The sequence below is a fragment of the Frankia torreyi genome, from assembly GCF_000948395.1.
GTDB lineage: Bacteria > Actinomycetota > Actinomycetes > Frankiales > Frankiaceae > Frankia > Frankia torreyi.
Map to the genome: position 1 here is coordinate 1 of NZ_JYFN01000036.1, position 19,638 is coordinate 19,638.

12 protein-coding genes are annotated in these 19,638 nt (G+C 72.7%); 7 read left to right on the top strand and 5 right to left on the bottom strand.

Annotation, left to right across the window (positions count from 1 at the left end; genetic code table 11):
• The first annotated feature begins 4 nt into the window (after positions 1-4).
• From FF36_RS20285 to FF36_RS20310, 6 genes are all read left to right on the top strand, one after another.
• A complete protein-coding gene (locus FF36_RS20285; RefSeq protein WP_044886760.1) occupies positions 5-1,006 on the top strand; it encodes a GDP-mannose 4,6-dehydratase in 1,002 nt (333 codons plus the stop codon).
• 121 nt (positions 1,007-1,127) lie between these two features.
• The gene (locus FF36_RS20290; protein WP_422615101.1) at positions 1,128-2,837 is read left to right on the top strand and encodes a polysaccharide biosynthesis protein; all 1,710 of its coding nucleotides are present in this window, start codon (positions 1,128-1,130) and stop codon (positions 2,835-2,837) included.
• Positions 2,834-4,192, top strand: a complete 1,359-nt coding sequence (locus FF36_RS20295) for a glycosyltransferase family 4 protein (protein ID WP_044886718.1) — start codon at positions 2,834-2,836, stop codon at positions 4,190-4,192. The genes FF36_RS20290 and FF36_RS20295 overlap by 4 nt, the downstream gene beginning before the upstream one ends.
• A gap of 25 nt (positions 4,193-4,217) precedes the next feature.
• The gene (locus FF36_RS20300; protein WP_044886719.1) at positions 4,218-9,068 is read left to right on the top strand and encodes an alpha-(1->3)-arabinofuranosyltransferase domain-containing protein; all 4,851 of its coding nucleotides are present in this window, start codon (positions 4,218-4,220) and stop codon (positions 9,066-9,068) included.
• A 166-nt stretch (positions 9,069-9,234) separates the two neighbouring features.
• On the top strand, positions 9,235-10,380 hold the full coding sequence (gene nicT / locus FF36_RS20305) for a Nickel transporter NicT (protein ID WP_044886720.1): 1,146 nt from the start codon (positions 9,235-9,237) through the stop codon (positions 10,378-10,380).
• Between the two features lie 521 nt (positions 10,381-10,901).
• Positions 10,902-12,200 carry a glycoside hydrolase family 26 protein gene (locus tag FF36_RS20310; RefSeq protein ID WP_236705713.1) on the top strand — a complete coding sequence of 433 codons (1,299 nt, stop codon included), beginning with the start codon at positions 10,902-10,904 and terminating at the stop codon, positions 12,198-12,200.
• Positions 12,201-12,443: 243 nt separating this feature from the next.
• Here FF36_RS20310 and FF36_RS20315 read toward each other — a convergent pair whose 3' ends face one another.
• From FF36_RS20315 to FF36_RS20335, 5 genes are all read right to left on the bottom strand, one after another.
• Complete coding sequence (locus tag FF36_RS20315) at positions 12,444-12,887, bottom strand: DUF3037 domain-containing protein (RefSeq protein WP_044886722.1); 444 nt, start codon at positions 12,885-12,887, stop codon at positions 12,444-12,446.
• Complete coding sequence (locus FF36_RS20320) at positions 12,880-13,812, bottom strand: HipA family kinase (RefSeq protein WP_044886723.1); 933 nt, start codon at positions 13,810-13,812, stop codon at positions 12,880-12,882. The genes FF36_RS20315 and FF36_RS20320 overlap by 8 nt, the downstream gene beginning before the upstream one ends.
• Before the next feature lie 96 nt (positions 13,813-13,908).
• Positions 13,909-14,646, bottom strand: coding sequence for a hypothetical protein (locus FF36_RS20325; RefSeq protein WP_044886724.1), 738 nt, complete (start codon positions 14,644-14,646; stop codon positions 13,909-13,911).
• Between the two features lie 71 nt (positions 14,647-14,717).
• A complete protein-coding gene (locus FF36_RS20330; RefSeq protein ID WP_044886725.1) occupies positions 14,718-15,392 on the bottom strand; it encodes a Crp/Fnr family transcriptional regulator in 675 nt (224 codons plus the stop codon).
• A 331-nt stretch (positions 15,393-15,723) separates the two neighbouring features.
• A complete protein-coding gene (locus tag FF36_RS20335; RefSeq protein ID WP_044886726.1) occupies positions 15,724-16,692 on the bottom strand; it encodes a pirin family protein in 969 nt (322 codons plus the stop codon).
• Between the two features lie 226 nt (positions 16,693-16,918).
• Here FF36_RS20335 and lon point away from each other — a divergent pair, with 226 nt between their 5' ends.
• Positions 16,919-19,528 (top strand): endopeptidase La, encoded by a 2,610-nt coding sequence (gene lon / locus FF36_RS20340; protein WP_044886727.1) that lies wholly within the window; start codon positions 16,919-16,921, stop codon positions 19,526-19,528.
• The last annotated feature ends 110 nt before the right edge of the window (positions 19,529-19,638 follow it).

A 19,638-nucleotide genomic window follows, 5' to 3' on the forward strand; every position in this document is an offset into this window, starting at 1 on the left:
CGACGTGCCGCGTGCGCTGATTACCGGGATTACCGGTCAGGACGGGTTGTATCTGGGTGAGTTGTTGACCGCGAAGGGTTATGAGGTGTTCGGGTTGGTTCGGGGGCAGTCCAACCCGAAGGTGGCGGTGGTGGAGCGGGTGGTGCCGGGGGTGGTGTTGTTGGAGGGTGATCTGACGGATCTTTCGTCGTTGATCGGTGCGGTGGAGATCTCGCAGCCGGACGAGGTGTACAACCTGGGGGCGATCTCGTTCGTCGGACTGTCGTGGAAGCAGGCGGAGTTGACGGGGGAGACGACGGGGATGGGGGTGTTGCGGGTGTTGGAGGCGTTGCGGATCGCGGGTGGTAACGACATGTCGGGTGTGCGGTTCTATCAGGCGTCGTCGTCGGAGATGTTCGGGAAGGTGCGGGAGACGCCGCAGCGGGAGACGACGCCGTTTCATCCGCGGTCGCCGTATGGGGTGGCGAAGACGTTCGGGCATTATTTGACGGTGAATTATCGGGAGTCGTACGGGGCGTTTGCGTGTTCGGGGTTGTTGTTTAATCACGAGTCGCCGCGGCGGGGGATCGAGTTTGTGACGCGGAAGATCACGCGGGCGGTGGCGCGGATTTCGTTGGGGTTGCAGGACTCGTTGACGTTGGGGAATCTGGAGTCGCGGCGGGACTGGGGTTTTGCGGGGGATTATGTGGAGGCGATGTGGCGGATGTTGCAGCAGGACACTCCGGATGACTATGTGGTGGCGACGGGGGTGACGCATAGTATTCGGGAGTTGTTGGATGCGGCGTTCGGGCGGGTGGGGATTTCGGACTGGTCGGGGTTGGTGCAGCAGGATCCGCGGTTTTTCCGGCCGGCGGAGGTGGATGTGCTGGTGGGTGATCCGTCGAAGGCGCGCGAGGTGTTGGGGTGGACGCCGCGGGTCGGGTTCGAGGAGTTGATCGCGATGATGGTCGACGCCGACCTGGCTCTTGAGGTGGAATCAACAGGTAAGGCGTTGACGATCAGGTGAACGCCCTTCCCCTGACGAAACGCGCGGCCGGCCACCCCGCCGCGGGTGAACCGGCCACGCGCGGGTATTCCCCGGCGCGCGCCGGGGAGGACGCCTGCGTGTGTCGTCGGGGAGGACGCTGATGAACCGCAACGCCGTCCCGCCGGGGGACCTCTCGCCCACCGTCCGGCGCGCGGCGGCGCACCGGACGAGATCCGGTCCGACCGCCCCGGATCCCGCCTCGACCGGCCCGATGGTGGTACGGCCGGAGATGAACCGCCCGCCGACCACCGGGCCGCTCCCCCGCGGCTCCGGGTCCGCCACCATCAACTCGAGCACCACCGGACCCACCGCGGTGAGCCCGCTGTCGACGGGCCCGCTGTCGACGGGCCCGCTGGCCCCGGGGGCGATGGTGGCCGGACCGGTTCCCGCCGGCGCCGGGCCGGCGGAGCGGGCCGTCCCCGCCGAGGCCGGGGACGGCTGGACGCTGCGCAAGCGGCTACGGCAGACCCGCGGCACTCGGCTGCGCGGTGCGCTGCGCGGCGCCGTCCCCCTGGCCCTCGCCGGCCTGCTTGCCAACGCCGCGAACATGGGCGTCACCCTGATCATCGCCCGGGCGATGAGCACCAGGTCCTACGGCGCGGTGGCCCAGCTCATCGCGATCTTCTTCGTCGTGTCGATGCCGGGCAGCGCGCTGCTCGTCGGGGTGGTCCGGCGGGTCACCACCTGGCAGCACAGCGGCCGGCTGCACCTCATGGCCGCCTGGGTGAACCGGGTCCGCCGGGTGGGCGTCGCGACCGTGCTCGTGGTCGCGGTGCTCGCGATCATCGGGCGGGGATACGTGGCGCGCGAGCTGTCGCTGCCCGGCCCCGGCGGCGTCGCCGAGATCATCACGGCGGGGGCCGCGTGGTGCCTGCTGTGCGTCGACCGGGGGTTGCTCCAGTGCGCCCGCCAGTACCCGGCGCTGGCCACGAACCTGCTCGTCGACGCCGTGGTGAAGACCGTGTTCACGATCGGCCTGGTGCTCGTCGGCCTCGACGAGTCCGGCGCGGCGATCGGCGTCCTGCTCGGTGTGCTCGCGGCCCTCGCCCACGTGCGGTGGACTCTGTACCGCAGCCCGGAAACGATGGGCCGCAGCCCGGAAACGATGGGCCGCAGCCTGGAGGCGCCGGGCCGCGACCGGGCCGCCCCGCCGCCCGGGCAGCCGCCCCCCGCGGCACCCACCTTGACGCCCACCCAGGCGCCGACCCGGCTGGCGGTGGAGGTCGGCGCCGCGTTGGTCGCGCTCGCGCTGCTCGGGCTGCTGCAGAACGTCGACGTGCTGCTGCAGGGCCGGCTCGCCCCGGACCGCTCGGGCTCCTACGCGGCCGTCTCCGTCGCCAGCAAGGTGATCGTGCTGGCTGCGGTGGTGCTGGCCGGGTTCCTGCTCCCGGAGGCGGCGGACCGCCGGCATCTCGGGCAGCACGCTCTGCATCAACTCGGTGCGACGATCGCGATACTCCTCGTACCGGCGATGGGGTTGCTCTTCGCCGCTCTCATCGCACCGGAGAAACTGCTTTCCCTGGCCTTCGGCCCCCGTTTCACCGACGCCTCCGGCGCGCTCCTTCCCCTGGCCGCAGCGATGACCTGTCTCGGAGCTACCGTGCTGTTCACCCATTACCTGCTCGCTCTCGGAGAGCGAGGCGTCCTGCTGGCCCTGGGCCTCGCCGCCGCGGCGACCATCCCCCTGCTGGTGTGGGCGGATGGTTCGCCGACGGCGACCGCTCGGGCCGATCTCGCCTGCCAGGCCGCGTTGGCCGTCGTCACCGGCCTGTCGGTGCTCGCCGCGGCCCGCCGGACGGCTCGGGCATGACCGCGCCGAGCAACGGCCGCAGCCCCGGTCCCGGTCCCGGCGCGACGATCCCGCCGACCCCGAAGGGTCTGATCCTGCCCCAGGTCGGCGCCGGCGCCGCGGTGCCGCCGGGAATCCTGGCCCCGCAGCTCGGTGCGCCGGGCATCGAGGACGTCCCCCGGCGCCCCTCGCTCGCCGAGCTCGTCGAGACCTCCGGGCTGCGCCGCGTGCACGTGCTCGCCTGGCGCGACCTCGACGACCCCGAGTCCGGCGGCTCGGAGCTGCACGCCGACAAGGTCGCCGAGCGCTGGGCGCAGGCGGGCATCGACGTGAGCCTGCGCACCGCGTTCGCCCCCGGCCATCCCGAGTCGGTCCGCCGCCACGGTTACTCGGTGGTGCGTAAGGCGGGGCGCTACTCGGTCTTCCCGCGCACCGCCCTGTCCGGCGCGCTGGGCCGCACCGGTCCGTGGGACGGCCTGGTGGAGATCTGGAACGGCATGCCGTTCTTCTCCCCCGTCTGGGCCCGCTGCCCGCGGGTGGTGTTCCTGCACCATGTGCACGCCGAGATGTGGCGGATGGTGCTCTCCCCGAAGCTGGCGAAGGTCGGCGAGACGGTGGAGTTCAAGGTCGCCCCGCCGCTGTACCGGCGCACGCGGATCCTGACGCTGTCCCAGTCGTCCCGACACGAGATCATCGAGCTGCTCGGCCTGCCACCGCGCAACATCTCGGTCGTGCCGCCGGGGATCGACCCGGCGTTCACCCCCGCCGGCGAGCGGTCCCCGCATCCTCTCGTCCTCGCCGTCGGCCGGCTGGTGCCGGTCAAGCGCTTCGACATCCTCATCGACGGCCTGCTGCGGGCGCACGACGAGCACCCGACGATGGAGGCGGTGATCGTCGGCGACGGCTACGAGCGGCCGGAGCTGGAGAAGAAGATCCGGGCCGCCGGGGCGGGCGCGTGGCTGCGCCTCGTCGGGCGCGTCGACGACGACGAGCTGCTCTCGCTCTACCGGCGCGCCTGGGTGCTCACCTCGGCGTCCGCCCGGGAGGGCTGGGGAATGACGATCACGGAGGCGGCGGCGTGCGGCACGCCGTCGGTGGCCACCCGCATCGCCGGGCACACCGACGCGGTCGTCGACGGTGAGACCGGCGTGTTGGTGGAGGACCCGACCGATCTGGGCAAGACACTGGCCGGCGTGCTCTCCGACGACGACCTGCGAGCCCGGCTGTCCGCCGGTGCCCTCGCCCACGCCGCGACGTTCACCTGGGCGGAGACGGCCCGCGCCACGTTCGCCGCGCTCGTGCGGGAGGCGGCCCGCCAGCGCGGGTCCGCCTCCCCCGCGGCCCGCGCCGCGGACGTGATCGGCCAGCGCCGGTGACCCTGGCGACCACCCCGGTGATCCGGTGACCCTGACCACGTCACCGTCCGGTGCCGACGGGGGTCGCCCGCCGGCGCCGGACGGCGCCGCCCAGGCCCCGTCCCCGCGCGCCGCGGACCCGGCGACCCCGGCCGGGCGACGCCCGGACCCGCGGACCGGCGGCCGGCCGGACCCGGCTGGTCGGGCCGGTGCGGCGGTGTCACGGGGCCGCCGGCTGCTGCCGACCTGGCCCACGCTGGTGCTGGCCGCCGTGGCCTACCTGCCGCTGCTGGCCACCGCGCCCGGCAAGATCGGCGCGGACACGAAGGCGTACCTCTACCTCGATCCGGGCCGGATGCTGCGCCGGGCGGTCTCCATGTGGGACCCCGCGATCGGCATGGGCACCGTCACCCACCAGAACATCGGCTATCTGTACCCGCAGGGGCTGTTCTACTGGCTGCTGGACATCGCGGGCCTGCCCGACTGGGTGGCGCAGCGGCTGTGGACCGGCTCGATCCTGTTCGGCGCGGGCGCCGGTGTGCTGTTCCTGCTGCGCTCGTTCCGCTGGCCGGACCGGTTCGCGTTCGTGGCCGCCGCCGGCTACATGCTCTCGCCCTACATCCTGGAGTACGAGGCGCGGATCTCGGCGATCCTGCTGCCCTACGCCGGGCTGGGCTGGCTGATCGGCATCACCGTGCGTGGCCTGCGGGAGGCCGAGCCGGGGCGCGCCGGCTGGCGCCCCGCGGGCTGGCGCTTCCCCGCCGCGTTCGCCCTGGTCGTCACCACGATCGGCAGCATCAACGCCTCCAGCCTCATCTTCATCCTGTTCGCGCCGCTGCTGTGGGTGCCGTTCGCCGTGTGGGGCACCCGGGAGGTCCGCCTCGGCGCCGCCGCGGGCATGTGCACCCGGGCCGTGCTGGCCGTCCTCGTCACCTCGGCGTGGTGGATCGCCGGGCTGTACACGCAGGCCGGCTACGGGCTGAACGTGCTCGCCTTCACCGAGACGATCGAGACGGTCGCCAGCAGCTCGCAGGCGTCCGAGGTGCTGCGAGGCCTGGGCAACTGGTTCTTCTACGGCCAGGACGCGCTCGGCCCCTGGATCGGGCCGGCGACCCACTACACGCACGACCTGTGGCTGATCGTCGTCAGCTTCGCGCTGCCGATCCTCGCGCTCGCGGCGGCCTCGGCGATCCGCTGGGGGCACCGCGGCTACTTCGTCGCGCTCATCCTGCTGGGCACCACGATCGCCGTCGGCGTCTACCCCTACGACGACCCCTCCCCCTGGGGTCGGCTGTTCAAGGACTTCGCGGAGGGGTCGACGGCCGGGCTCGCGCTGCGCTCGCTGCCGCGCGCGGTCCCGATGGTCGCCCTCGGCCTGTCGGTGCTGCTCGCGGGCGGCCTGGCCGCCCTGGAGGAGCGGTACGCGCTGCGCGCGGCGGCCGGGTCCGGCCCGGGCGGCGGCGGGCGTCGCGCGGGCTCCGTCGGCGGCGGCGGTGCCGCGCGAGGCTGGCGGCCTGGGGTTCCCCAGCTCGCGATGGGACTGGTGCTGGTACTCATCGCCGCGAACATGTCGCCGCTGTTCCGCGGCGAGTTCGTCGAGCCCCTGCTGAAGCGTCCCGAGCAGGTCCCCGCCTACGAGACGCAGGTCGCCAAGGCGCTCGACGCCGGCGACGACGGCTCTCGGGTGCTGGAGCTGCCTGGCGCCGACTTCTCGCACTACCGCTGGGGCAGCACCCTCGACCCGGTCACCGAGGGGCTGATGGACCGGCCGCTGGTCCTGCGCGAGCTGATCCCGTACGGCGAGGCCGGCACCGTCGACCTGGTCCGCTCGCTGGACCGGCGGATGCAGGAGGGCGTGCTGGAGACGTCCGCCGTGCCGGACCTGGCCCGGCTGATGGGCGTCGGCGACGTGATGCTGCGCAGCAACCTCGCCTACGAGCGTTACCGCACCCCGCGGCCCCGCTCGACGTGGGACCTGTTCACCTCCACCCGGCCGGCCGGCCTCGGCGCGCCGCAGACCTACGGACCGCCGGTGGCCGAGGATCCGGGGATCCCCTTCACCGACGAGATCACGCTCGGCACGAAGACCTCGGTGCCCGATCCCCCGGCGCTGGCCGTCTTCCCCGTGTCGAACACCCAGCCGATCGTGCGCACCGCCACCACCGCCCGGCCGTTGCTGGTCAGCGGCAACGGGGAGGCGCTGGTCGACGCGGCCGCCTCCGGGCTGCTCGCCGAGCCCGTCGCGTCCGGGCGGGCGATCCTCTACGCCCCCGAGCTGGCCAGCAAGCCGGGCGAGCTCGCCCAGGCCCTCGACGACGGCGCCGACCTGCTCGTCAGCGACACCAACCGGCTGCGGGCCGAGCGCTGGACGGGGGTCCGGGAGAACTTCGGCTACGTCGAGCAGCCCGGCGTCGCCCCCCTGGTGAAGGACCCGAACGACAACCGGTTGCCGCTGTTCGGTGACGAGACGACCGCCAACGAGACGACGGCGGCCCTGCACGCCCCCGGCACTCCGGCGAAGATCGCCGCGGTGACGGCGTCGGCCTACGGCAACTCCTTCGCCTACGGCCCCTGGGACCGGCCGGTGCGCGGCATCGACGGCGACATCAACACCGCCTGGCGGGTCGGCGCCTTCACCGACCCGACCGGTGAGGCGTGGCAGACGACGCTGGCCGCGCCGACCACGACCGACCACGTCCGGCTCACCCAGCCGCTGTCCGGGCCCCGCAACCGGTACATCACCCGGGCGACGCTGACGTTCGACGGCGGCTCCCCCGTCACCGTCGACCTCACCCCGTCGTCGCGCACCCAGGTCGGCCAGGTCGTCAGCTTCCCGACCCGCACGTTCCGCACGCTGCACATCCGGGTCGACGCGACGAACTACGGCCGCCAGCGCACCTACGACAACGTCTCCGCCGTCGGCTTCGCCGAGGTCGAGATCCCCGGCGCGGACGGTAAGGCGCTGACCGCCGACGAGGTGCTGCGGATGCCGAGCGACAGCCTCGACGCCGCCGGCGCCTCCTCCCTCGGCCACCGCCTGGCCCTGCAGATGTCGCGGGACCGGGCCAACCCGGCCGAGCCGTTCAAGCAGGACACCGAGGAGATCATCAGCCGGTCGTTCGCGCTGCCGACGGCGCGGACGTTCGCGCTGACCGGCACGGCGCGAATCTCCGCGTACGCCGCCGACGACCACATCGACCGCCTGCTCGGGCGGCCGTCGAACCTGCCGGTCGTGTCCTCGTCCGGCCGCCTGCCCGGTTCGCTCGCGGCCCGGTCGTCGAGCGCCTTCGACGGCGACGTCACCACCGCGTGGAGCCCCGGCATCGGCGACCCCGAGGGCGGCTGGCTCCAGGTCGCCTCGCCGGCCCCGATCACCACCTCCTCGGTGACGATGTCCATCGTCGCCGACGGCCGGCACTCGGTGCCGACCCGGATCGGGCTGGTGGTCGACGGCCGGGTCGTCGGCTCGGTGCCGGTGCCACCGGTCACCGACACCGCCCAGCGTGGTGGTACCCGCCAGGTGACCCTGACCTTCCCGGCCGTCACCGGCAGCACCTGGCGGTTCGTCGTCGACGACGTGCGGACGGTCAAGAGCATCGACCCGATCAGCCGGTCGCCGTTGTCGATGCCGGTGGGCATCGCCGAGATCGGGCTGCCGGGCCTGGCCAGCGGAGTCACCGAGGCCCCGGGCGCGGGCCAGAGCACCACCGCCACCCAGAGCGCGGGGGCCGCCTCGGCCCTGCTCCCGGCGCAGCTCCCGGGGACCTGCCGGGACGACCTGCTGAGCATCGACGGCCACCCGGTCGGCGTGCGTATCGACGGATCCACCTCCGACGCGGTGAACCGCCTCGGCCTGCGGGTGTCCACCTGCGGCGGAGCGCTCACCCTCGGCCCCGGCGAGCATGTGATCAAGACCGGGGACGGCGCCGAGCTGGGCGTGGACATCGACCGCCTCCTGCTCGCCTCGGACGCCGGCGGCGGCCCCTGGCTGGGCGCCGGCGACGCCGGCACACCCGCCACCGGCACACCCGCCACCGGCGCGGCGACGCCGACCGGCACCCCTACCGCCAGGACGGCCGGCGCGGCCGGGTTGTCGCCGCGGATCATCGTCCAGTCCTCGGACGCGACGTCGTTCACCGCGCAGGTCACGGGAGCCCAGCCGGGGACGCCCTTCTGGCTGGTGCTCGGCGAGAGCCTGTCGCGGGGGTGGAAGGCGACGGTGAACGGCGCCGACGCGGGCCAGCCGCGGCTGGTCGACGGCTACGCCAACGGCTGGCGGATCAACCCGACGGCCGCGGCGTTCACCGTGACCCTGACCTGGGCGCCGCAGCAGATCGTCCGCTACTCGCTGGTGCTGTCCGCGGTGACGGTCGTGTTCTTCCTGGCCCTGCTGCTGTTCACCACCCGCCGCGCACGCCGGCGGGCGGCGGGTGCGGTCGAGCCGGGACCGGACCTGCCGACGGTCGACCCCTGGTCGATCCGTCCGGTACGGATCGACTGGCGGACGGCGGCATACGCCGCGGTGGGGGCCGGGCTGCTCGCCACGGTCCTCGTCTCGGTGGCCGCCGGGATCGTCGTCGCCCTCGCCACCGTGATCGCGCTGCTCGCCCCGCGGGGCAGGTGGTTGACCCGGGTCGGCCCCGCGGTCTGCCTGGCGGTCAGTGCCCTGTACGTGCTGGAGGTGCAGGCCCGCCATTCGCTGCCGACGAACGGTGACTGGGTGGAGGCGTTCGGACGGGTCGCGACGATTTCGTGGCTCACGGTGCTGCTGCTGGCCACGGATCAGCTCGTCGCGGTGCTCCAGGGCGGTCGACGGGCCGCGTCCGGGCTGCCTGGGCCGTCCGGGCGGCCCCTCGCCGGGCCGAGCGGGACGGAGCCGGCCGCGGACAGCCACTGAGACGGTTGACGACGGCACGTCCCGACATGGTGGTCCCGCCACCTGTCGTCGCGGTGCTCCTGCAACAGTGTTGCAGGAGCACATTGGGCATGGTTATGGTCATGCCTGCCCGGCCGGCAGGGGACACCACCCGCGACCGGTGACGGGGCGCCACGAGGGAGATGCCATGACCACGCCCGTCGCCACCGGACCAGGACGGAACCTGCGGGCGCGGGTGAGCGGCGCGCTCGACCGACGGGAGTGGACGACCCTCGGCGCCATGGCCGCCGTCATCGTCGGCCTGCATGTGGTCGGCTGGCTCCTGCTGACCGCGGTCATCGCGCCGCACCACTACCGGTTCGGCGCCGACGGCCAGGTGTTCGGCGTCGGCCTCGGGGTCACCGCCTACACCCTCGGCCTTCGGCACGCGTTCGACGCCGACCACATCGCCGCGATCGACAACACCACCCGCAAGCTCATGACGGACGGCCGGCGGCCGCTGTCCGTCGGGTTCTTCTTCTCCCTCGGCCACTCGACGATCGTGTTCGCGCTGGCCGTCCTGTTCGGCGTCGGGGTGCGCTCGCTGGCCGGCCAGGTCTCCGACGACGGGTCGACCCTGCACGACGTCACCGGCTGGATAGGCACCACCGTCTCCGGCGGATTCCTCTACCTCATCGCCGGCATCAACCTCGCCGTGCTCGTCGGCATCGTGGCGGTGTTCCGCGACATGCGCCGCGGCCTCGTGGACGAGGCGGCGCTGGAGGAGCGGCTGAACTCCCGCGGTTTCGCGAACCGCCTCCTCGGCCGCGTCACGCGAGCGATCACCCGGCCGTGGCAGATGTATCCGCTCGGGCTGCTGTTCGGTCTGGGTTTCGACACCGCGACAGAGGTCGCGCTGCTGTTCCTCGCCGCGGGTGCCGCCGGCAGTGGGCTGCCCTGGTACGCCATCCTCGTGCTGCCGGTCCTCTTCGCCGCCGGCATGAGCCTGCTGGACACGATCGACGGGTCGTTCATGAACTTCGCCTACGGCTGGGCTTTTTCCAAGCCGGTCCGCAAGGCGTACTACAACATCACCATCACGGGTCTGTCGGTCGCGGTCGCCTTCCTCATCGGCACCGTCGAACTGCTCGGCATCCTCGCCGAGAAGGCGCACCTGTCGGGTGGTTTCTGGGACTGGGTCTCGGGACTCGACCTGAACGTCGTCGGCTATTTCATCGTCGGCCTGTTCGTCGTCACCTGGGCGGTGAGCCTGCTGGTGTGGAAGGTCGGCCGCATCGAGGAGCGGTGGGCGGCGGCGGGACCCGAGCGCGGCCAGCCCGAGCCGACGGCCTGAGCGGGTCACCGCGGCGAACCCGCCCAGGCCGGCCCCGATCCCACATACACACGGTTACCAGCGTGTCCCGCCTGCACGGGTGAGGCCGCCCGTTCGAACATCTTTTGTGGGGAAATCGCGGACCCGCTCGACACGCGGAGCCCAGCCGCATCGACACGGAGAGTAATTACGATCTTACTTGCTGCCTAGTATCCCCCTGCTAGCGACTGGCCAGGACCGACACTCGTCGATTCCGAGGACCGATTGCATCAGGCGGGGGAATGACTCGAACAGAGCAGGCAAGGCCGCCCATGGGACGCCACCGGCGGGAAACCCGGACATCGGGTCCGAGCAGGGCCCCGGCGACAGAGACAACGGCAAGAGAATTTCGGAGGACTCGTCGGCGAGGAATCCGTCGATGGCTTCTTCTCGCCGTTCTCTGCATCGCCCCGATCTTTCTTCTGGGAGGACGCATAAGCCCGGCGCTCGCGGTCTTCGAGCAGACGGGGTCCATTGAGGACGACAGCCGTCAGATCAACTACGTGAACGTATGGACCACCTGCGGCGGATGCGCGCCGCCCACGGACAACAGCAGCTACCGCTACTCGGTCGCCGCGGGAGCGACGGTCGGGATCCGGTTCACCGGCGCCCAGATCGACATCTACGGCATCCGGTCGCCGCAGGGCGGGATCATCACGGTGAGCATCGACGGGCAGGCGCCTCACACCGTCAACACCTTCGCTCCGCTGCCCACCAGGGCACTGTTCTACCGCTCGTCGGTACTCAGCGACGGGCCGCACACCGCCTTCGTCGTCAACCTCGGCCGATCCGCGGGCGGATCGACGGGCACCTGGGTCGGTTTCGACAAGGCTGATACGTTCCGCGAGGTCACTCCGCCGACCACGCCGCCGACCACGCCGCCGACGGAGCCGAACCGCTCCGGACTGCCGTGGCTGTCGGGCGTCAACGGGGATCCGATCATGGTGCCGGCCGATGTCGACGGTTTCTGCGCCAACCGGGGCAGCCCCTGCGACCTCTCCCACGTCTTCGTGAGCCGCAACAGCTGGCAGAACATGGTCGCCCCGTCCTGGGCGGAACAGAACTTCACCGGTTGGCCGGGCCGACTGGTCCTCTCCGTGCCGCCGTTCCCGGAGAACATCGGGGCCTCCCTGGAGACGTGCGCGACGGGGGCGTACGACACCTACTGGCGGCAGTTCGGCAACACCCTGAACTCGACCGGCCGGCAGAACTCCATCATCCGGATCGCCTGGGAGGGCAACGGCGACTGGTACCAGTGGTCCGGGCAGAATCCGACCGCGTACGTCAACTGCTGGCGTAAGGTCGCCGACGCCATCCGGTCGACGGCGAATCCTGATCCGCTGCTCGACTGGTCCATCAACGCCCACTACTCCCAGAACCCGCCGAGCCACAACCCGCTGGACCTCTACCCGGGTGACCAGTGGGTCGATGTGATCGGCATCGATGCCTACGACCACTACCCGCCGTCGCGCACGCTCGCGGAGTTCACCAAGCAGGCGAACGAGACCGGCGGCATCACCTGGCTGTACAACTTCGCCCGCCAGCACGGGAAGCTCTTCGGTGTCGGGGAATGGGGCGTGGTGAGCGGTCGCGACGACGACGGCGCCGGCGACAACCCGAACTACATCCAGTTCATGTGGGACTGGCTGCGGGAACGGGCCGGCAAGGGGCTGTACTACGAGAACTACTTCAACACCTGCGAGCCCCCCAACGTCGGCTCGAACCTCTATCGCCCGTTGGACACCGAGCACTGCCTGTTCCAGAACAACCAGTCCGCGGCCCGCTACAGGGACCTGTGGTAACGCGTGCGGCTGCCCGGGCCGTCCCGTCGCCCCCCGGCGACGGTCCCTCTGGTGACGGTCGCTGACGACGACTGGGTGCCGGAACCGGGGCGGGGCGGCGGGATTCCCGCCCGCCGCCCCGCCCTTCCTCGTGGCCGAGCTCGTGTTCCTTGCCCTTCCACAGCCCTTCGCGTCCGATTTGCCCTCGCGGAAGGGCCCGTGAAGTGCGGCGCGGTTCCCGGTGGCGTGGGTGGCCGCGCCGGGTCAGGGAGTCGCGGGATCGGGGTCGGGATCGAGGTCGAGGTCGAGCGAGGGGACCGGGGGTCCCGGCGGGTCGACCAACAGGGCGACGAGGCGATCCAGCTCGGCCGCCGGGTCGCCGGTCAGGCCGGTGTGGACGGGCGAGGTCTGCACGACGGTGCTGCGCGGCGCGGTCAGCCAGCGGAACCGCTCTCCGGCGGTGAGCCGCCCGGCCGGCCCCGCCTGCTCGCCGCCGCAGCAGACGGCGCGAAACGCCGCGAGATGGGCGACGACGACGGCCGGGTCGAGGTAGGGATCGAGGACGCCCAGGCGCCCCTCGTCGAGCCGGCAGCGCAGGTCCAGGTAGCGGGAGCGCTGGCAGTACAGCATCACGCCGACGTTGACGAACTCGCCCCGTTCCACTCGCGGGACGATCCGGATCATCGCGTACTCGAACAGCTCACGCATCGCGGTTCTCCACGGCCGCCGCCCCGCCGGTCCGCAGCCAGTCCCCCGCGCGCAGCCAGTCCGGCCGGCCCGCCTTGGCCGAGTCGGCCGGGCTGGCACCGCGCCGGCGGCTCGCGAGCGCGGCGGCCGCCACCCGGGCGCCCGGCGCCATCTCGGCGGCCGGATGCGCCTGCGCGAGCGCCGCGGTGACCGCGTCCCGCGTGGGCGCCCGGGCCGCGACCCGCGCCAGCAGCCAGTGGACGTAGTCGGCGCGCGGGACGTCCAGCCAGGCGTCGGGCACGCGGGCGAGAACCGCGGTCAGCAGCTCCGCGTCGATCCGCGGGGCCAGTGCGGTGTCGGCGGCGGCGAACGTCGTGGGTTGCGCGGCCACGACCGGCAGGAGCACATGGTCGGCGATGCCGGGCAGGACCCGGCCGACCGCCGCGGCCGCGCTCGCCCAGTCGTGGTGGGGGTACAGGGCGGCGCCGTGGTCGATCAACCACAGCCGACCGCCCCAGACCAGCAGGTTCGGGTTGCGCCAGGATCTGTCGACGTTGAGCGTCAGGGCGTCGAGCCAGAGCACCCGGGCGGCGATCTCGGGCGTGACGTCGAAGGCCAGTGGATCGTAGGTGATGGACCCGGGCAGGTAGTCCATGCCGAGGTTGAGCCCGGCACTGGCCCGCAGCAGATCCTGGACCTCCTGGTCCGGCTCGGTGCGGCCGAGCTCGGGGTCGACGTCGATTCCGACGAGCTCGGGCACCGCGAGCCCGAGCTCGCGGGCGAGCTCGCCGACGATCACCTCGGCGACCAGCGCCTTCGGCCCCTGCCCGGCGCCACTGAACTTGACGACCCAGGTGCCGAGATCGTCGCCCTCCATCAGGCCGGGCAGGCTCCCGCCCTCCCGCAGCGGCGTCGCATACCGCACCGCCGTGACGTGTCGCAACATCCCGCCAGTCTGCCCGAGCCGTCACTGCCCCGAGCCAACACTGCCCTGGGCCGCCCGCCTGGCTGGCGGCAGCGGGGTCGGCGGCGGGCAGCGGGGTCAGCGGACGTGGACCGGCCAGGAGCCGGCCGGCGTCGAGACGATGGCGAACAGTGGGGATCTCGCCGCCCGCCGGGCGGGTTCCGGGCGCCGGTCGGCTGCCGCGTCCCGGGTGGCTGCCGCAGCGGCGAGCCGGGCCGTCGCCCTGGTGAGGCCGGGCATGAGCAACCAGGCGTCGACGCCGGGCCCCGACTCCAGCTCCACCTGCTCCGGACGGAAGTCCCGGCCGCGTAACCCCGGATAGTCGTGCTCGACCACATCGTCAAAGAGCTCGCCGGACACCGCCAGGGCGAGATCGACACTGGGATGGCGCCGCAGCTCGGCTCGTAAGGCGGCACAGTCGCGCAGCGCGGCGACCTTCACCACCGCCCGCCCGGAAAAGCCCGATTCGTCAAGGAAGGTGATTCCCTGGTGCAGCGCCACCCGCAGGCGAACCCGTTCCGTCCGCGGCACGCCGTCGTTCAGCCGGGCGATGGCGGAACGCAATGTGTCGACGAATGCTGCGACGAACCGCCCCTCGTCGATTCCGGGCGGCAGGAAGGCGATTTCCCCGCCGCCCACGGCGGGCGGGTTCCAGTGCGCCCGGTCCAGAGCGGCGACGCGACCGAGTTCCTCGATGACGGCGCCGAGATCCCGCCGCCATCGCGGCGGCCGCAGCACGCCGGGTATCTCGCCGGCGTCCCCGTCGATCTCCATCGCGATGCACAACCGCCGGATACCCGGTGGCCTTTCACTCACGCTGAACCTCCACGGGTCGGAGCCGGGGGAGTTTCAGTGTCACCAGGAACGAGGACGGCCGCCCCGTATTCTCACGGGTTTGCGGCGAGCCGCAGCGCGTCGAGATCCTGGATCACCACGGCCCGGTAGCCGGTGGCGAGGACGCCTCGCTGGCGCAGGTCCCGGAGCACCTTGTGGACCGTCGGCTCAGCGGCACCCACGAGGGCGGCGAGCTCCGGCTGGGTGAGCGAGACCCCGACGGAACGGCGCCCATCCGGCGACGAGCCGCCGTAGGCCCGCTCCAGCTCCAGGATCACCCGCGCCACCCGCACCGCGACCGAGCAGCCGCCGAACTCGACCCGCCGCCGGGTTGCCGAGCGCAGTTTCGCCGCGATCGTGCTGCTCAGTACCTGGTGCACGTCGGGCTGGCGGCGCAGGAACGCGACGAAGGCGTCCGCCCGAACGACCTTCGCCAGCACGGCGCCGGCCGCGGTCACAGTCGCGACCCGCGGTTCGGAATCGAGCCCGGCGAGCTCACCGACGAGGTCACCCCCGTGCCGGATCGCGAGCAGGGCGAACCCGCCGTTCTCGGTGGCGGCGGTGACCTTCACCCAGCCGTTGAGCAGCAGAACGACGAAGTTCGTGCGGTCGCCCTCGTGCATGACGACCTCTTCGCTCGCGTATTCACGATACGAACCGAGCCGCAGAATCTCCGCGCGACTTTCCGCCGCCATCCGACCGAGGACGCTTGCCGCCGGCCATTCCATCCGGCGCGGCCGCGGATCCCGGTCGGACCCGCCTCCCGTCGGTTCAGGCTCCTGCCACACGACGCCCCCTCGCCCATGCCAGCACGGCCGGTCAGCGACGGCACGGACCCCACGCACACCGCGTATGCGCGCGCACCGCCGGCATCACGCCCCGGCGACCGTTCGCGGGAGAGTCGTCACCGGACCCCCGGTCCCGTCATCCGGATGCTGATCCAGCATACCGAGACAATTATCCGAACGAGCCATTCCGGGAACGCAAGGGTGCAGATCGTCCGAATTGCGCAAATACGGTCCGGGCAGGATCACGCCACCGGCCGGACCGCGAGCGATCTCAGCCGCGGTGCGGCATGAGCGCGCCGGCCGGGATGACGCCGAGCTTGCCGGCCTGGAAGTCCTCGACGGCCTGGATCAGTTCCGCCCGGGTGTTCATGACGAACGGCCCGTACGCCTCGACGTGCTCGCGAATCGGACGCCCGCCCAGGAGCAGGACCTCCAGTGCCGGCGTCGTCGCGTCCTGCCGGGCGTCGGCCGCCACCGTCACCAGATCCCCGGCACCGAGGACGGCGAGCTGCCCGGCCTCGATCGGCCGACCAGCCGGGCCGACCGTGCCGCGGCCGCCGAGGACGTAGGCGAGCGCGTTGAACTCCGGGTTCCAGGGGACATGCACCCGCGCCCCGGGGCTCACCGTCGCATGGACGACGGAGATCGGCGTGTGCGTCGAGCCCGGACCCCGGTGCTCGCCCACCGCGCCCGCGATGACGCGCAGCAGCGCGCCGCCGTCCGGCGAGGCGACCAGTTCTACCTGCCCGGCCTCGAGGTTCTGGTAGCGCGGCGGGGTGAACTTGTCCCGGGCCGGCAGGTTCACCCAGAGCTGGATGCCGTGGAACAGGCCCCCGCGCACGACCAGTTCCTCCGGCGGGGTCTCGATGTGCAGGATGCCTGCGCCGGCGGTCATCCACTGCGTCGCGCCGTCCGTGATGAGCCCGCCGCCGCCGTGGGAGTCCTGGTGCTGGAAGGTGCCGTCGATCATGTAGGTGACGGTCTCGAAGCCGCGGTGCGGGTGCCACGGGGTGCCCTTGGGCTCGCCGGGGCCGTAGTCGACCGCGCCCATCTCGTCCATGTGGATGAACGGGTCAAGGTCGGTGAGCCGGACGCCCGCGAAGGCGCGACGGACCGGGAACCCCTCGCCCTCGAAGCCGCTGGGCGCGGTCGTGATCGTGCGCACCGGGCGGTCGACGGCACCGAGCGCGGGCTCGGCCAGCCGGGGCAGCCGGACGGTGTCGGCGGTGACGGCGGGCATGTCGTCCTCCTGGCTGTGCTTGCGGCCGCCGGCGGGCCGGCCCGAGCGGGCCCGTCCCGGCGTCCTAGACAGTTGTATATGCAACTACCTGGCCGACACAACCACACCCCCGCCGCAATCCTTCCCGCCACGGATGTTCGCTCTGGGCGAGCAACCTCGGGAACAACGGTAGGCTAATGGGACTTCAGTCCAGGTGACTCAACTTCCTCACGTGAGGGTGGACCACATGCCACAGATCCGGGTGTTGCCCGTCCTGCCACTCGACGACGCCGTTGTTCTCCCCGGCATGGTCGTGTCCCTCGACATGTCCGACGAGCAGACCCGAGCCGCCGTGGACGCCGCCCGTGCCGACGGCTCCGGTGGCTCCGGTGGCTCCCCCGACGCCCGCGCGCCGGGGATCTCCAGCCGCGCCGCCGGCCGGCCCGCCGAGGTGCTGCTCGTGCCCCGTGTCGACGGCGAACTCGCCGAGGTCGGCGCGGTCGGGGTGATCGAGCAGGTCGGCCGGCTGCCGCGCGGCGGCTCCGCGGCGGTCGTGCGCGGCACGGCGCGAGCCCACGTCGGCGGCGAGCGGCCGGCCCCGGCCGGCCGCGGCACCGGCGTTGCCACATCCGCTGCCACGGCCGGCGATGATGCCGGCGCCGGGAGCGGCGCGGGCGTGCGGTGGGTGGACGCGGTCGTCGTCGACGACGACGCGGCCGCTCCCTTCGGCGCGCTCGACGACCCGGCCGGCACCCGCGCCGGTTCCCCGGCCGACGAGGCCGCCCGCGTGGAGAAGCTTGCCAAGGAGTACCGCGCGCTGGTCACGGACCTGTTGCGCCAGCGCGGCGCCTGGCAGGTCATCGATTCCGTGTCGGCGATCACCGATCCCGCCACGCTCGCCGACACGGCCGGCTACGCCGCCTACCTGACCACCGCGCAGAAGATCGAGCTGCTCGGCACGCCGGCGGTCGGCACCCGCCTGGAGCGGCTGCTGACCTGGACGAAGGAGCACCTGGCCGAGCTCGACGTCGCCGAGACGATCCGCCGCGACGTCCAGGAGGGCATGGATCGCCAGCAGCGCGAGTTCCTGCTGCGCCGCCAGCTCGAGGCCGTCCGCAAGGAGCTGGCCGAGCTGGACGGCCCGGACGGTGGCACCGACGGAGCGAACGGCTCGGAGCCGGCCGCCTACCGGGCCCGGGTCGAGGCCGCGGACCTGCCCGAGAAGGTGCGGGCGGCGGCGGTCAAGGAGGTCGACAAGCTGGAGCGCACGGCCGAGTCCTCGCCCGAGGGCGGCTGGATCCGCACCTGGCTCGACACCGTCCTCGACCTGCCCTGGAACGTCCGCGCCGAGGACTCCTACGACATCACCGCGGCCCGTGCCGTGCTCGACGCCGACCACTCCGGTCTCGACGACGTCAAGGATCGCATCATCGAGCATCTCGCGGTGCGCCGGCGGCGCGCGGACGCCGGTCTCGGGATCGTCGGCGGCCGGCGCGGCGGCGCGGTGCTGGCGCTGGCCGGCCCGCCCGGGGTCGGCAAGACGTCGCTCGGCGAGTCGATCGCGCGGGCCATGGGCCGCTCGTTCGTCCGGGTGGCGCTGGGCGGCGTGCGCGACGAGGCCGAGATCCGCGGCCACCGGCGCACCTACGTCGGGGCGCTGCCCGGCCGCATCGTGCGGGCGATCCGGGAGGCCGGCTCGATGAACCCGGTGGTGCTGCTGGACGAGGTCGACAAGCTCGGCGCGGACTACCGGGGCGACCCGACCGCGGCGCTGCTGGAGGTGCTCGACCCCGAGCAGAACCACACCTTCCGCGACCACTACCTCGAGGTGGAGCTGGACCTGTCCGACGTGCTGTTCCTGGCCACGGCGAACGTGCTGGAGGCCATCCCGGCGCCGCTGCTGGACCGGATGGAGATCATCCGCCTCGACGGCTACACCGAGGACGAGAAGGTCGTCATCGCCCGCGACCACCTGCTGCGCCGCCAGCTCGACCGGGCGGGGCTCGCCGAGGGTGACGTGACCGTCGGCGACGGCGCCCTGCACGCGCTGGCCGGGGAGTACACCCGCGAGGCCGGGGTGCGCGACCTGGAGCGCTCGATCGCCCGGCTGCTGCGCAAGGTCGTCGCCCGGGTGGCGCTCGGCGAGGCCGCCCTGCCGGTCGCGATCGACGCCGGGGATCTGACCGGCTACCTCGGCCGGCCTCGGCACACCCCGGAGTCGGCTGAGCGCACGGCCCTGCCCGGGGTGGCGACGGGCCTGGCGGTCACCGGCGCCGGCGGCGACGTGCTGTTCGTCGAGGCCTCCCTGGCCGACGCGGAGACCGGCGGCGCCGGCATCACGCTGACCGGTCAGCTCGGCGACGTGATGAAGGAGTCGGCGCAGATCGCGCTGTCCTACCTGCGCTCGCACGGGGTGGAGCTGGAGCTGCCCGTCGGCGACCTCGCCGACCGCGGCGTCCACGTGCACGTCCCCGCGGGCGCCGTGCCGAAGGACGGGCCCAGCGCCGGGGTGACGATGACGACGGCGCTCGCGTCGCTGCTGTCCGGCCGGCCGGTCCGGGCGGACGTGGCCATGACCGGCGAGGTGTCGCTGACCGGGCGGGTGCTGCCGATCGGCGGGGTGAAGCAGAAGCTGCTCGCCGCGCACCGGGCCGGCCTGACCACCGTGCTGCTGCCCCAGCGCAACGGGCCGGACCTCGACGACGTGCCCGCCCCGGTGCGTGATGCGCTCACCGTTCACCTGGTGACCGACGTCCGGGAGGTGCTGGACCTGGCGCTGGAGCCCGCGTTCGACGCCGACCACGGCGGCCGGTCGCCGGGGCGCGCCGGGCACTCTCCCACGGCCCTGGCCGCCTGATCACGCTCCTGCGCTCTCCCGCGGTCCGGTCGGTGTCCCCGAACACCGGCCGGACGGCGGGCGGCCGCCGTGAGCTGGGCGGATCGCACAGGCGAGACCGGCATGGCCGG